Consider the following 14398-nt stretch of genomic DNA (forward strand, 5'->3'; position numbering starts at 1 on the left):
AAACTATTTTCCGTTCCTGAGGCACATGTCCGTACCCAGGTTCGGCCAAGCAGTTCAATTGTCGATGTTTTCCGAAGGCGCGTGGTTCTGAAGGCGCTCGGACAGGATCTGCGGTAACCGGGTCGGTCGACCTTCCCCGGTGATCACGGCAACCGTGACCGCGGCCGATACCAGAAGTTCATCGCCGCGATGGATCAGCTGATCGAGCCGGATTCGCGCGCCCTTGTATTCCGCAAGACTGGTGTGAACTTCCAGGACATCGTCAATCCGCGCCGGCTTCTGGAAGTCCAGCGTCATGGAGCGCACCGCAAAGGCCAGGCTGGCGCCATGTGCACCTGACGCCATATCCGCGTGGTGAATGCCCATCAGGCGCAGAAAATCGGACCGGGCCCTTTCAAAAAACCGCACATAAGCACCGTGATAGACAATGCCCGTGAAATCGGTGTCTTCATAATAGACCCGGACGGGAAGAACATGACCACCTTCTTCCAGGCGGCCGGAGAGATCGGGCCAGTCGGACACGGCAAACCTCATCTTTTCAAAAGAAACGGCCGCCCGGTCACCCGACCGGACGGCCCAACTGCGTCTTACCTATGGTGGCGACTACGCTGCTGCAACCTCGGACAGGAATTTCTCGACCGACGCGCGCAGGTGTTCCGCCTGCTGCTTCATCTCCAGCGTCGCTGTCAGCATGTCACCAACCGCCTGGGAGTTTTCCGCGACACCTTCGTTGAGCGAGGCCACCGTGTTGGCCACGCTGCGTGTGCCATCCGCGGCCTCTGCCACGTTGCGTGAAATCTCGCTCGTGGCTGCGCCCTGCTGCTGAACGGCATCGGAAATGGTCGTTGTATAGGAGTTGACCTCCTCGACGGATTCCGAAACCCGTGCAATTTCTTCCACCGCTTCGGTGGTGGATGCCTGGATCGCGGCAATCTGCGTCGAGATTTCTTCGGTCGCTTTTGCGGTCTGCCCGGCCAGCGATTTCACCTCGGAGGCAACAACCGCAAAGCCCTTGCCGGCATCGCCGGCACGGGCAGCTTCGATGGTTGCGTTCAGGGCCAGAAGGTTGGTCTGTTCGGCAATTTCGGAGATCAGCGAGACAACGTCGCCGATCTTGTTGGCGGCTTCCGCAAGACCGGAGATCTTGGAATTTGAGCTCTGCGCTGCCGTCGTGGTCTGGGACACGATCGAAGCCGTGGTTTCGACCTGTCGGGATATTTCCGAAATCGACGCGTTGAGTTCTTCCGTCGCCGAGGCGACCGCCTGGACGTTGGACGAGGCGTTTTCCGACGTGGAAACCGCCGTCTGCCCCTGGTCGGACGCGGAGGCCGACCGCTCGTTCAGCGCTGAGGAGACATCCTCAACCCGCGCGATATTGGTTTCCACCAACTCCAGCACTGCCTGGGATTCAGCCCGGAACTCAGCAATCAACGAGTCGATCAGCTTTTCGCGCTTCTCGCGGGCGATGTGCCCGACCTTGCGTTCCGAAGCCAGCCGCTCACGTTCAACGGAGTTGTCCTTGAAGACCTCGATGCAGCGCGCCATGCGGCCGATTTCGTCAGACCGCTCTGTCGCTTCAACCGCAACTTCCAGGTCACCGTCGGCGATCTTGCGCGCCGCATCCGACAAGCGCTCCATCGGCGCGAACATGCGCCGTGTCACCCACCAGATCAGACCAACGATCGGCACGAGGCAAAGAAACCCGGAAATGACGGCGCCGAAGGTGATCCGGTCAGCCGCAGCCGACAGTTCGGTCTGTTTCACCGCAGCGACCACACCGAAGGGCGCGTCAATGAAGGTATTGCTGGCCTCGGCAAAACGATAGACACCGTCCTCCAGGCTGAGAAGGCGATCGTCCACGCGGATGTCAGAGATGGAATGAACGGCCGCTGCCTGGCCATCCGCTCCCAACTGAACCAGCTTGCCAACAGAATCGGACAGGAACACCAGCTCGCTTTCGCCAAGCCCGGTCTTTTCATTGAGGAGCGAGGCCAGATGCTGCATATCGACCGTGAAGGCAACCGCGCCGAAGAACCGGTCAAGATAAAACACCGGTGCTGCCAGCACCGCCGTGACGGACCCGTCTTCGGCCGTGACAAAGCCAGACGAGTAGATCTGCCCGCCCGCGAGGGTTTCGGCCTTTGCAGCAGCATGGAGCTTGCCCATCGCGATCTGGACGGGATGCCCCGCAATCTGCGCATCGTCCACATGGTAGCCAAACTCCGGCCCCTTGCGGTAGGTGTAAGTGATGAACCCTTCCGGATTGGTCAGCGCCGCATCGGAGAAAAGGCCCTGCCCGATCAGGTCCTCGTAGATCGGGTGAACGACCTTGTGATTGTTCACGTAGTAGTTGGATTCCGCAGGCTCGACCAAGAGGTGGCGCGCTTCCGGGTTCGGATTGTCATCGACGAAGATCTTGCGCAGGAGCCCGGTCTGGCCTTCCTTCAGGTTCTTCCAGCCGACCATGGTCTTCATCAGACTGTCTTTCGCCCCTTCCAGGGTCACGAAAAACGCTGCGCTGTCCTTGACCTGTCCAAGCGACAGTTCCAGCACTTTCTGCTTTGCACTGGTCGCACTCTGCAGACCGGCATCCGCCTGTCCGTTGGCAACGTCTCGAGAAATGATGGATGTCACGGTGACAATGGCGACGCACATGGTCAGTGCACCAGCCAGAAACATGAGTGCCAGTTTAGATGAAAGCCGCTTCCGCATGGTTTCCCCCGCATAGTTAACGGGACAATACGGCTGGATTCGCCAACAAAAGCTTAATCCGCCAAGCGCCATGAGCAGTTTTTACGAGGTGAGACTTTATTTTCGCTACGGAAACCTAGTCGGGATCTGAAAACAGGCCCATTTGCGGCGCATCCGGACGGGCCGGCACGGCCAGTCCGAGATGTTCAAAAGCCATCGGGGTCAGGATTCGCCCGCGCGGCGTGCGCTGGAGGAACCCGTTCTGGATCAGATAGGGTTCGACGATTTCCTCGATGGCATCCCTGGGCTCGGAGAGCGCGGCCGCGATGGTCTCGATGCCGACGGGACCGCCACCGAAATTGACGGCAATCTGGTTGAGATAGCGTCGGTCGAGACTGTCGAGACCCGCGCCGTCGACTTCCAGCTGCAAAAGCGCCTTGTCGGCGAGCGCCCGGTCGACGCGCTCAGCGCCGTCGAAGACGGCAAAATCGCGCACGCGCCTGAGAAGCCGTCCGGCAATCCGCGGAGTGCCCCGGGACCGCTTGGCGATTTCACGGGCCCCGTCCTCCGCCATGCCGATCCCGAGAATCGAGGCACCGCGCTTGACGATGTGCTCCAGTTCCGGGACCGTGTAGAACTGCAGGCGCACCGGTATGCCGAACCGGTCCCGCAAGGGTGTCGTCAGCAGTCCCAGCCGTGTGGTGGCCGCCACCAGGGTAAACTTCGCCAGGTCGATCTTCACCGAGCGCGCCGCCGGACCTTCACCGATGATCAGATCGAGCTGGAAGTCCTCCATCGCCGGGTAGAGCACTTCTTCGACCGCCGGATTGAGCCGGTGGATTTCGTCGATGAACAGGACGTCCCGTTCTTCCAGGTTCGTCAGCAAGGCTGCCAGGTCGCCAGCCTTGGCGATGACCGGACCAGACGTTGCCCGGAAATTCACACCGAGTTCGCGTGCCATGATCTGGGCAAGTGTCGTCTTGCCGAGGCCAGGAGGGCCGACAAACAGCACATGATCGAGCGCTTCGCCGCGTGCCTTGGCAGCCCCGATGAACACTTTCAGGTTGGCGCGCGCCTGGGCCTGACCGACAAAGTCGTCCAGCGCCTGCGGGCGCATTGTGCTGTCGATCTCATCGCCGCGAATTTCCGGCGTCACGATACGGCTGTCATCCGACATGGCTTACGACCACAAACAAAAGCACCAGGAGACCTAGCGAATAGGCCACGCGCAGAGCGTAGAACTTGTTGAACTGGCGACGGACATATGGATCGTCGGTTTCGATCCGGCGCCCTTTCAGAACAAAAGGCCTGTCACCGACCGCTTTTGAAAAGCGCTGGTCCAGATACATGATGCCACCGATGCCCAGGACGACAAACACGATCGCAATAATGGCATAGGTCAGGGCGATCATCCGGCCAGTTCCTTCAAACCCAGGCGGATCAGCGTCTCCGTCGTCGCCTCGTCACCGGCAGATTGCATTGCCTTTGCAACGGCGGCACTGGCCTGCGCCTGGGCATATCCAAGGTTCGTCAGGGCTGATACCGCTTCGGCAACCGGCCGGGCGGCAACATTGTCGGCGACATTTTGCGACACGGCGATGGTGCCCTGGTCGACGGTGGCAAGGGCCGGCGCCTTGTCCTTCAGTTCGGCGACGATGCGTTCTGCCACCCTCTTGCCGACCCCCGGCGCCCGCGTGATCACCGCCTTGTCGCCAAGCGCAATGGCATTGGCCACTTCGCTTGCTTTCAGAATGCCGAGAATGCCGAGCGCCACCTTGGCGCCGACACCCTGGACGGTCATCAGGATCCGGAACCACTCCCGCTCGGCTTCGGCAGAAAAACCGTAAAGCCGGATCATGTCCTCGCGCACAATCGTCTCGATGAACAGAACGGCTGCCTCGCCCGCTCGCGGCAGGCCTTGCAGAATCCTGGACGGGCAATGCACCTGGTAGCCGACGCCATGCACGTCGAGGATGACATGGTCCTCGCCATAGCTGTCGACGGTGCCTTTCAGTTTCCCGATCATGCGGCCCCCCTGGCAACATGGGCAGCCAGGCGCGCAGCCCCGCTCGCCCGGTGCTGTGCATGGCAGATCGCAATGGCCAGGGCATCGGCCGCATCGTCCGTGTTGAAGGTCGCACGTGGCATCAGGACCTTCACCATGGCCCGGATCTGTTCCTTTTCGGCGTGGCCGGTCCCGACCACTGTCTTCTTGACCAGGTTCGGCGCATATTCGGCAACATCCAGACCTGCCAGAGACGGCACCAGCAACGCAATACCGCGCGCCTGGCCCAGTTTCAGCGTCGCCCCGGCATCCTTGTTGACGAATGTGTGCTCGACGGCAGCTTCCGCCGGCTCATAGCGCCGCACGACATCGGTAAGCCCGTCATGCAACTCCACCAGCCGCTCTGCCAGGCTCTTCTTGTTGTTTGAGGTCACAGTGCCGGATGCAATGAAGGACAGCCGGTTGCCGGCTGCCTCAATCATGCCCCAGCCGGTCCGGCGCAGTCCAGGGTCAATGCCCAGCAATCGAATCGCATGTGTCATAGAACAAATCGGTAACAAAACTTGCCCGTTGACGCCAGCCAAAGCACACCGTACCACGGGAAAGCCTGTCCAAAACCCACCTCGAAGGCAGGGCAAACACGCCTATTCATCTTTGGACCTATTCCATTTCGCATCCAGGCGATGTCGATGTTTCCATCTCTTTTTTGTGAAGGCCCATGTTCGACATCTTCAGTTCCTACCCGCCGCAGCTGATCGCGTTTCTGGCAGTTGTCCTTTTCATCGCCGGATGCGTGCGCGGATTTGCGGGCTTTGGAGCCGGCATGATCTTCATGCCGGTGGCGACCAGCGTCATGCTGCCATCGACCGCCGCAGCAGCCTTTCTGGTGATTGACGGTATCGTCGCCCTGCCGCTGATCTTCCGCGTGCTGAAACTCTGCGACTGGTCAACCGTGCTGCCGGCAGTCCTGGGATCCGTGATCTTCGTGCAGGCAGGCGCCTGGCTTCTTGCCAATCTCGATGTGCTGCCGCTGCGCTGGTTCATCTTCGCGATTGTTGCCGGCCTTCTGGTGCTGCTGATATCCGGCTGGCGGTATCGCAGGAAACCCACCAGACCGGTTTCCTTCGGCGCCGGCGCCCTCGCCGGCATTCTCGGTGGGGTTTCGCAGGTCTCCGCGCCGCCGATCGTGGCGTTCTGGCTCTCAAGCGCGAAGGAACCGGCCGTGGTCCGGGCGAACCTCATTGTCTTCTTCCCGCTTGCCAGCCTCGGCACTTTTGTCGCCTATACCCTGAACGGCTTCTTCACCCTTGAGGTTTTCCACCTGCTGTTGATGGCCGTTCCCGTTTATGCCTTGGCGATCTATCTTGGGTCTCACGGATTTTCAAAAGCCGACCCGCGCCTGTATCGCAAACTGGCCTATGGACTGATTGCGCTGGCCGCCCTGACCAGCATGCCCGCGCTGGACCCGTTATTTCGATAGCTTCTCTTGCCACTTGGCGCATTTCCGAGCCATCAGCCGGCGGAGTTCTGCTTCAAAGACATCCTTGCTTTCACAAGCCTGAGCCAAAACGCTCAACGCGACGATTGCCGCGTCGGCAGCCTCCTCACGCACATCTGCGAGATCGTGCATCTTGTATTGGCTTCCGGGCGCTCCTGTCGCCGAAAGGACTGCCTGCGCCAATTCGCCCGCTTCCTCAGCGAGTTTCAGCGAACGTTCCTGAAGCGTCTTGGGATCATTCTGCGTTAGCTCATAGATGTTGAACACAGCGTGGCTAACCTCTCTGCCAAAACAAAACCCCGGCAAAGCCGGGGTCTTCAATTCTCAAATCGAGACGATGCTCAGGACGCCAGCGCTGCCATCGTGTCGTCGTCCACGTCGAAATTGGCAAAGACGTTCTGGACGTCGTCGTCGTCTTCGAGCATGTCGATCAGCTTGAACAGGGTCTGCGCCTTTTCAGCGTCTACAGGCGTCAGGTTCTGCGGCTTCCAGATGATCTTGGTGGAATCCGCCTCGCCAAGCGCATCTTCAAGCGCCTTGGCAACCTCGTTGAGGTCTTCGAAGGCCGTATAAATGGTGTGACCGTTTTCGTCGGACTGGACGTCTTCGGCACCGGCTTCGATCGCCGCTTCCAGAACGGCATCGGCCTCGCCGGCTTCCGGCTTGTAGACGATCTCGCCAACCCGGTCGAACATGAAGGAGACCGAGCCGGTCTCGCCCAGGGAGCCGCCACATTTGGTGAAATAGGAGCGGATGTTGGACGCGGAGCGGTTGCGGTTGTCGGTCAGGGCTTCGACCACGACAGCAACGCCGGCCGGACCGTAACCCTCGTACCGAATTTCCTCGTAGCTCTCCGCGTCACCAGCCTGGGACTTGTTGATCGCACGCTGGATGTTGTCCTTCGGCATGGACTGGGCCTTGGCGTTCTGGACGGCCAGGCGCAGGCGCGGGTTGGAATCCGGATCCGGATCGCCCATTTTCGCGGCGACGGTGATTTCCTTGGACAGTTTGGAGAACATCTTGGAACGGGCCGCATCCTGGCGTCCCTTGCGGTGCATGATGTTCTTGAATTTTGAATGGCCTGCCATGGCTCTTCTCGGCTCTTTACGGATGATCTCGATGAAAACTGCGCCGCTTATAGGCAAGTTGGCGGCGAAAATCCAGTTCAGTGAAATTATCGATCGGCAACCGAGCTGCGACTGTTCCAGAAGGACGGCACCACGGGCTCCAGACGCCCGCCGATCCTGAGCGGCGCAATGCGCTCGGCAAGCCCGGTCCGGTCGTCGGTCTCGATGGCAACGCCGCAGATGGTCGGATCCCCGGAGGCCGGTGTGAAGCGGGCGCCCGGGATCTTGCGCTGGAACCTGTTGACCGGCTCTTCCTTTTCCATGCCGAGCACACTGTCATAGGCGCCGCACATGCCGGCATCCGACATGTAGGCCGTGCCGTTTTCCAGGATCTGGTGATCGGCGGTCGGAACGTGTGTGTGGGTTCCCACAACAAGGGAGACGCGGCCGTCAAGAAAGTGGGCCATCGCCTGTTTTTCGCTGGTCGCTTCGGCATGCATGTCCACGATGATCGCGTCTGCGACATCGCCAAGCGGACACTCATTGACCGCGCGGTCGATGGCTGCAAATGGATCATCAAGCGCATCCATGAAGACGCGGCCCATGACGTTGGCGACCATCACCCTGGCACCATTGCGGGCCGTGTAGAGATGCGCGCCCCGGCCCGGCGTTCCAGCCGGATAGTTCAACGGCCGCAGCAGACGGTCCTGACGTTCGATGTAGACAAGCGTATCGCGCTGATCCCAGACATGGTTGCCCGTCGTCACAACATCGGCCCCGGCATCCAGAACATCCTGGAGAATGGCCTCGGTAATTCCAAACCCTGCAGCAGAGTTCTCGCCGTTGACGATCACGAAATCGAGCTGGTTGTCCTCCACCAGCTGCGGCAATTCCTCAATGGCGGCGGTCCGGCCGACGCGGCCAACAAGATCGCCCAGAAACAAGATACGCATAAGTCCTCGCTGGATCAGCCGAAGGCACGATAGCCGTCTTCGGTCAGGATTCCATCCAAGGGCTTGTCATGCGCTTCCACGGGCACGCGGTCAACCTCCTGAAGCGCAAAGGCAAGGCCGATGCGCAAAAGCGGCCCGTTTTTTTCAAGGCCGGCAATGGCATTGTCGTAAAACGCACGGCCGTAGCCGATGCGATTGCCCTCTTCGTCGAACCCGGCAAGCGGCATCAACAGGACATCCGGGCGCAACTCTTCCGCCGACGGTCCCGGTTCCATGCAGCCAAAACCGGCCGGCACCAGCTCGGTGTCCCGGTCCAGATGGCGAAAGATCAGGGACGGACCGACCATGACCGGCAGACAGAGCCTGTGTCCCAGTTGCCGCAACCGGTCGAGCAACGGCCGGGCGTCGATCTCGTCCCGGATTGGCCAGAAGCCGGAGACAATCGCGCCCGCCGGCAATGGCAATGCGCCGGCGTGATCGACCAGCATCAGACTGCGTTCGATCCGGTCTGTGACGGCCATAGCAGTCCGTCGTGCCAGCACCTCCTTACGCAGGGCGGCTTTTTCGTCGGCTGGAGAAAGAAGGTCGGTCATGGGCCCTCGGACTGGTTGCTGCGATCGGCCCGCATCCCGAACAAGGGAACGCGCGGCCGCCCGACCGTTGGATCTGCAATCCCGGAGAACCTACAATGTAGGTGGGCGCCGTATGCAACGGACCACGGCCCAGCGCAGGGACAGCTCCCGAAGGAATGCGTAAGGCCCCGGGGATAATGTTCCTGACGTATCGGGCAGCCGCAAGTACCGCATATAATCCGGCCCCGGTGCAATTACCAGAGCGTCACGAATTTCATCACAAACGAAATGAAAAGAAGCTGACGGACGAGCTCGTTCAGGAGATGTCGGACGACTTGAGGCTCTTGGACAGGCTGTCGGCCAGACTTTCGATGCGGGCCGCCGCCGTGTTCACGGCCCTCGACAGCTCTTCCTCGTTCTGGCTCATGTCGTCCAGAGCGGCAACCTGCCGCTTCTTGGCGTCTGCCAGTTCTTCCTGAAGGGCTGCAACCTGCCGCTCCAGCTCGGAAACCTGATCCGTGGCCATGATACCGGCCATCACGGTCAGGCGCTGGTCGCCGATCTCGCCGAAGGCGCCGCGAAGCTCGTTGATCCAGCCGTCAAACCGTGCCGCCAGCCCCTGCAGGCGCTCTTCTTCGCCGTCGTCGCAGGCCATGCGGAAAGACTTGCCGTTGATCGTGACCGTGATTTGCGCCATCAGCCGTCAGCCCCCATGCGCATCCAGGACGCTGCGGATGGTTTCCATCGCAGAGACCAGCCGGCGGGAGACGTCCTTGTTGGCTTCTTCCAGACGGGACGCCCGGGCTTCGCTTTCATCAAGGGAGGCGGCAAGTTGAGATCGATCCTCGCCCAGCCGTTGCAGATCATCCTGCAGGGCATTCAGCGACCGGTCGGCATCCATCCGGCGCTGGACAGCGGTTTCCAGATGACCGACGGCCTGGTCCAGGCGCCTGACCGCGTCAGCGAGGCTGGTTTTTTCCATGCAGTCCACTTCCGCCATTAATTACGTTGTCCCAAGTGTTTTTGCGGCGGTCCGCCCGGTCCTTTCAAGCATCAGACTGGAGATTTAACGCTTCCGCCCCGGCATGACTGCCCAAAAAGCGTGCAAATCGTGCGTCGTTCCACAACGCAAGTCCATTGGCGAAAAAGCAAATCTTTATCAGGGCCTCGAGCTTAGGCACCGCATCTTCTCCCAGTCAATGCCGCCATTGGCAGAATCCTCAACTCTATAACGCCCGGGATGAAAATTTATTCCCCAAACCGCCACGCGGAGTCGTGCGACCTGTTTTATTGACTCAGGTGCGGTTCCTGATATTTGTCTGGCGCCTGATCGAAATTGACGATAGTTAACTTTTGAGCAACGTACCTCAAATCTGCCTTGCCGAGCGCTCTGCTCAGTGTAAGGGGCTCCAAAGCAAGCAACGGGAAGAAGATGACCGATCTTGAGAAACACCAGCGCATGGCAAACGCGATCCGCTTTCTTGCCATCGATGCCGTGGAACAGGCCAAATCCGGTCACCCCGGACTGCCGATGGGCGCTGCGGATATCGCAACCGTGCTGTTCACCGAATTCCTGAAATTCGACCCGACGGCTCCGAACTGGTCCGACCGCGACCGCTTTGTCCTGTCCGCCGGTCACGGCTCCATGCTGCTTTACAGCCTGCTTTACCTGCTGGGTTACGAAGACTTCTCGCTCGACGAAATCAAGAATTTCCGCCAGCTCGGTGCCCGCACCGCCGGTCACCCTGAATTCGGCCACGGCGCCGGCATCGAAACCACGACCGGCCCTCTCGGCCAGGGCCTCGGCAATGCCGTCGGCATGGCCATCGCAGAACGGCTGCAGGCAGACCGCTTTGGCGCCGATCTGGTGGATCACTACACCTATGTGCTGGCCGGCGACGGCTGCCTCATGGAAGGCATCAGCCAGGAAGCCCTGTCTCTGGCGGGTCACCTGAAGCTGAACAAGCTCATCGTCATCTGGGACGACAACGGCATTTCCATCGACGGCAAGGTCGACATCACCGACTCCACCGACCAGCAGGCACGCTTTGCCGCTTCGGGCTGGAACACGCTCAGTGTCGACGGCCATGATCCGGACGCGATTGCCGCCGTCATCCGCCAGGCCCAGGCCAGCGACCGTCCGACTTTGATCGCGGCCAAGACCACGATTGGCTTCGGCGCGCCGACCAAGGCCGGCACCGCCAAGGTCCATGGGGCGCCGCTTGGCGCAGAGGAAATCGCCGGCACCCGCGAAGCCCTCAACTGGCCGCATGAGCCGTTCGAAGTTCCGAGCGACATTCTCGATGCCTGGCGCATCGCGGGCCTGCGCTCTGCCCAGGCACACAAGGACTGGCAGAAACGCTTCGCCGAAGCCGACGCCGAAAAGCGGGCCGAGTTCGAGCGCCGCAACCGCGGCGATCTTCCGGCAGGCTACGAAGCGGCCATGCTTGACTACAAGAAGAAGCTCGCTGAAGACCAGCCGACCATGGCGACCCGCAAGGCGTCCGAGGCCGTGCTGGGCGTGATCAACGAAGTGGTTCCGGAAACCATTGGTGGCTCAGCTGACCTAACCGGGTCCAACAACACCAAGACGGCACAGACCGCTCCGATCACGCCGGACGATTTCTCCGGCCGCTACATCCATTATGGCATTCGCGAACACGGCATGGCCGCTGCCATGAACGGTATCGCGCTGCATGGCGGTCTTGTCCCCTATTCCGGCGGCTTCCTGATCTTCTCCGACTATTGCCGGCCGTCGATCCGCCTTGCGGCCCTGATGGGACAGCGCGTCATTCATGTCATGACCCATGATTCCATCGGTCTCGGCGAAGACGGACCGACGCACCAGCCGGTCGAGCATTTCGCCGCCCTGCGCGCGATCCCGAACCTCAACTTCTTCCGCCCGGCCGATATCACCGAGACCCTCGAGTGCTGGCAGTTGTCGCTGGAAAACCGGGACGGTCCGTCGGTCCTGGCCCTGACCCGCCAGAACCTGCCGTCCCTGCGCAAGACCTACGAGGACGACAATCTGTGCGCCAAGGGCGCCTACGTGCTGATCGACAGCGACGACGACGCAGCCGTCACCATCTTCGCCTCCGGTTCGGAAGTCGAAATCGCGGTGGACGCACACAAGGAACTGACGGAAGCCGGCGTGAACGCCCGCGTCGTCTCGGTCCCGTCCTTCGAGCTCTTCGAGGCCCAGTCCGACGACTACAAGGCGGCCGTTATCGGCACCAGCCCGGTCAAGATTGCCATTGAAGCCGGCATTCGCATGGGCTGGGACCGCTTCATCGGCAATGACGGCGCCTTTGTCGGCATGACCGGATTTGGCGCCAGCGCGCCCTATAAAGCGCTCTACGAGCATTTCGGCATCACGAAGGATGCGGTTGTCGCCGCAGCCAAGGAAAAGCTCGCTTCTTAATCGAAATCAATTCCCGGCGACATAATTTCCTCCTATGTTGCCGGGCCTTCGCGCACGTGATGTGCTGTTTCAGTGACCACTCTATGTGGCTTTTAAACCGGTTTAAGACCCGACCAGGCAGACCGGAGACTGCGGGAGTTGATTATGGTAACCAAGGTAGCAATCAACGGATTTGGACGCATCGGCCGCAATGTGTTGCGCGCCTTCGTCGAATCCGGCCGTACCGACATTGAAGTCGTTGCGATCAACGATCTCGGCCCGGTAGAAACCAACGCGCATCTGCTGCGCTATGACAGCGTTCACGGCCGGTTCCCGGCTGAGGTTGCCGTTGACGGCGATACTATCTCCGTGGGTGGCGGCAAACCGATCAAGGTCACCGCCGTTCGAGATCCGAAAGAATTGCCCTGGGGCGAGCTAGGTGTGGAAATCGCGATGGAATGCACCGGCATCTTCAATTCCAAGGAAAAGGCAGCCGCCCACCTGGAGGCCGGCGCCAAGCGCGTGCTCGTTTCCGCACCGGCTTCCGGTGCCGACAAGACCATCGTCTTCGGCGTTAACACCGATGCTCTGACCGCGGATGACCTGGTTGTTTCAAATGCGTCCTGCACCACCAACTGCCTGGCACCGGTCGCCTATGTCCTCAATGAAGCCATCGGCATCGAAAAGGGCTTCATGACAACGATCCATTCCTACACCGGCGACCAGCCGACCCTGGACACGCTGCACAAGGATCTTTACCGCGCCCGTGCCGCAGCCATGTCCATGATCCCGACCTCCACCGGAGCCGCCAAGGCCGTCGGCCTTGTTCTGCCCGAACTCAACGGCAAGCTCGACGGTGTCGCGATCCGCGTTCCGACGCCGAACGTTTCCGTGGTCGATTTCAACTTCATCGCCAAGCGCGAGACGACCGTTGAAGAGATCAACGACGCGATCCGGGCCGCTGCCAACGGCAAACTGAACGGCATTCTGGGCTTCACCGACGACAAGCTTGTGTCGATGGACTTCAACCATGACAGCCATTCGTCTGTTTTCCACTGCGACCAGACCAAGGTCATGGACGGCACCTTCGTGCGTGTTCTGACCTGGTACGACAACGAGTGGGGCTTCTCCAACCGCATGGCCGACACCGCCATTGCCATGGCGAAGCTGATCTGATCAACGACTGGAAAGGTGCCGGACACCCTCCGGCACCTTTCACACTCACTTGGACAGACCGCATGGACGGGCGGCTGCCGCAAACCGGGCTCGATTTTCCTTTCAGGCGCGCGTCGGGTAGACTTGACTTACGCAGGTAGAGTTCAAGTCTGGAGACACCGCCATGACCGCACTCCTGGTCATCCTCGGTTCGTTATTTGCAGTCGGCTGCCTTGTGGGCCTTCTTTTCTACAGGGCTGATCTTTCCAGGGAGGAACAACGCATCCCGTCGGACCAGGATTGGGCGCCCGAATTGGAGCCGTCCGATTCCGCGCATACCATCCTCCACGACGCTCCTGGCGTGCGCCCCCCTTCTGCAAAAGATCCGTAGCCACCGTTTTCAGCAACTTCCGGAGACCCCGTGCTCGAACTTCTCACTGTCATTTCCCTGACCATTGTTGTTGCCATCGTGCCGGGCCCGGATTTCGCGGTGGTTCTGCGCAACGCGCTCATCGGCGGCCGTCTGGCCGGAATCATGACTGCGCTCGGCATTGCCCTGGCGCTTGGCGTTCACGTCACCTACGCGCTGGCCGGCATCGGCCTCATCGTGTCCCAGTCCATTCTGCTCTTTAATGCACTCAAACTGATTGGCGCCGCCTACCTGGTTTTCCTTGGCGTTACCATGTATCGCACCGCCTCCCGGGATATGCCTGCCGACGGAACCCTGACCGGCATGCCACCCCTGAAAGCGCTGCGCTGGGGCTTTTTCACAAATGTGACAAATCCGAAGGCGACAATGTTCGCGCTCAGCGTGTTCCTGCAGGTCACCTCTCCTGAAACGCCGCTTTGGACCCAGATCGGTTACGGCGTCATCATGGCCAGCGGCGTGTTTTTGTGGTTTGTGCTGGTCACGATGTTCTTCACCCTGCCGGCCGTCCGGCTTCAATTCATGCGCGCCAAACTCTGGATGGAGCGTTCCTTCGGTGTTCTGCTGACGCTCTTCGGCATCGGCATCGCCGTAACGACCAACTCGACCCGCCCCTGACGACAGGTGTTC

General features: G+C 60.5%; 17 protein-coding genes and 1 other RNA gene. 5 read left to right on the forward strand and 13 right to left on the reverse strand.

The genetic code is table 11. The features are described from left to right. Positions 1 to 54: 54 nt before the first annotated feature. The 6 genes from ybgC to ruvC form a co-directional block, all read right to left on the reverse strand. Positions 55 to 522: a tol-pal system-associated acyl-CoA thioesterase gene (gene ybgC, locus CHH27_RS15885; RefSeq protein WP_198338233.1), complete on the reverse strand. Its 468-nt coding sequence runs from the start codon at positions 520 to 522 to the stop codon at positions 55 to 57. Between the two features lie 81 nt (positions 523 to 603). Beyond that, positions 604 to 2712 (reverse strand): methyl-accepting chemotaxis protein, encoded by a 2109-nt coding sequence (locus CHH27_RS15890; protein ID WP_208988246.1) that lies wholly within the window; start codon positions 2710 to 2712, stop codon positions 604 to 606. 115 nt (positions 2713 to 2827) lie between these two features. Beyond that, positions 2828 to 3868 (reverse strand): Holliday junction branch migration DNA helicase RuvB, encoded by a 1041-nt coding sequence (gene ruvB, locus CHH27_RS15895; protein WP_094072457.1) that lies wholly within the window; start codon positions 3866 to 3868, stop codon positions 2828 to 2830. Next, complete coding sequence (locus CHH27_RS15900; RefSeq protein ID WP_094072458.1) at positions 3858 to 4103, reverse strand: endonuclease; 246 nt, start codon at positions 4101 to 4103, stop codon at positions 3858 to 3860. The genes ruvB and CHH27_RS15900 overlap by 11 nt, the downstream gene beginning before the upstream one ends. Beyond that, on the reverse strand, positions 4100 to 4717 hold the full coding sequence (gene ruvA, locus CHH27_RS15905) for a Holliday junction branch migration protein RuvA (RefSeq protein WP_094072459.1): 618 nt from the start codon (positions 4715 to 4717) through the stop codon (positions 4100 to 4102). The genes CHH27_RS15900 and ruvA overlap by 4 nt, the downstream gene beginning before the upstream one ends. Next, a complete protein-coding gene (gene ruvC / locus CHH27_RS15910) occupies positions 4714 to 5238 on the reverse strand; it encodes a crossover junction endodeoxyribonuclease RuvC (RefSeq protein WP_094072460.1) in 525 nt (174 codons plus the stop codon). The genes ruvA and ruvC overlap by 4 nt, the downstream gene beginning before the upstream one ends. Positions 5239 to 5414: 176 nt before the next feature. Between ruvC and CHH27_RS15915 the strand changes: the two genes are divergently transcribed. Further along, complete coding sequence (locus CHH27_RS15915; RefSeq protein WP_094072461.1) at positions 5415 to 6176, forward strand: sulfite exporter TauE/SafE family protein; 762 nt, start codon at positions 5415 to 5417, stop codon at positions 6174 to 6176. Here CHH27_RS15915 and CHH27_RS15920 read toward each other — a convergent pair. The 7 genes from CHH27_RS15920 to CHH27_RS15950 all read right to left on the reverse strand — a co-directional run bounded on the left by CHH27_RS15920 (position 6165) and on the right by CHH27_RS15950 (position 9768). Beyond that, positions 6165 to 6461 (reverse strand): MazG-like family protein, encoded by a 297-nt coding sequence (locus tag CHH27_RS15920; RefSeq protein ID WP_094072462.1) that lies wholly within the window; start codon positions 6459 to 6461, stop codon positions 6165 to 6167. The genes CHH27_RS15915 and CHH27_RS15920 overlap by 12 nt on opposite strands. A 74-nt stretch (positions 6462 to 6535) precedes the next feature. Then, positions 6536 to 7282, reverse strand: a complete 747-nt coding sequence (locus tag CHH27_RS15925; protein ID WP_094072463.1) for a YebC/PmpR family DNA-binding transcriptional regulator — start codon at positions 7280 to 7282, stop codon at positions 6536 to 6538. Between the two features lie 86 nt (positions 7283 to 7368). After that, complete coding sequence (locus CHH27_RS15930) at positions 7369 to 8214, reverse strand: TIGR00282 family metallophosphoesterase (RefSeq protein WP_094072464.1); 846 nt, start codon at positions 8212 to 8214, stop codon at positions 7369 to 7371. 14 nt (positions 8215 to 8228) lie between these two features. Continuing rightward, positions 8229 to 8807, reverse strand: a complete 579-nt coding sequence (locus tag CHH27_RS15935; protein WP_094072465.1) for a 5-formyltetrahydrofolate cyclo-ligase — start codon at positions 8805 to 8807, stop codon at positions 8229 to 8231. Positions 8808 to 8856: 49 nt separating this feature from the next. Next, a non-coding RNA gene (gene ssrS / locus CHH27_RS15940) (6S RNA) lies at positions 8857 to 9011 on the reverse strand. Between the two features lie 91 nt (positions 9012 to 9102). Beyond that, entirely contained in the window at positions 9103 to 9483 is a 381-nt protein-coding gene (locus CHH27_RS15945; RefSeq protein WP_094072466.1) for a cell division protein ZapA, read from the reverse strand. A 6-nt stretch (positions 9484 to 9489) separates the two neighbouring features. Continuing rightward, a complete protein-coding gene (locus CHH27_RS15950; RefSeq protein WP_208988247.1) occupies positions 9490 to 9768 on the reverse strand; it encodes a DUF4164 domain-containing protein in 279 nt (92 codons plus the stop codon). 450 nt (positions 9769 to 10218) lie between these two features. Between CHH27_RS15950 and tkt the strand changes: the two genes are divergently transcribed. The 4 genes from tkt (at position 10219) to CHH27_RS15970 (ending at position 14386) form a co-directional block, all read left to right on the forward strand. Further along, a complete protein-coding gene (gene tkt, locus CHH27_RS15955; RefSeq protein ID WP_094074796.1) occupies positions 10219 to 12207 on the forward strand; it encodes a transketolase in 1989 nt (662 codons plus the stop codon). A 144-nt stretch (positions 12208 to 12351) separates the two neighbouring features. After that, complete coding sequence (gap, locus tag CHH27_RS15960) at positions 12352 to 13362, forward strand: type I glyceraldehyde-3-phosphate dehydrogenase (protein WP_094072468.1); 1011 nt, start codon at positions 12352 to 12354, stop codon at positions 13360 to 13362. A gap of 163 nt (positions 13363 to 13525) precedes the next feature. Continuing rightward, entirely contained in the window at positions 13526 to 13732 is a 207-nt protein-coding gene (locus tag CHH27_RS15965; protein ID WP_094072469.1) for a hypothetical protein, read from the forward strand. Positions 13733 to 13762: 30 nt separating this feature from the next. Further along, a complete protein-coding gene (locus CHH27_RS15970) occupies positions 13763 to 14386 on the forward strand; it encodes a LysE family translocator (protein ID WP_094072470.1) in 624 nt (207 codons plus the stop codon). Positions 14387 to 14398: the final 12 nt, after the last annotated feature.

The organism is Labrenzia sp. VG12 (assembly GCF_002237595.1).
Taxonomy (GTDB): domain Bacteria; phylum Pseudomonadota; class Alphaproteobacteria; order Rhizobiales; family Stappiaceae; genus Roseibium.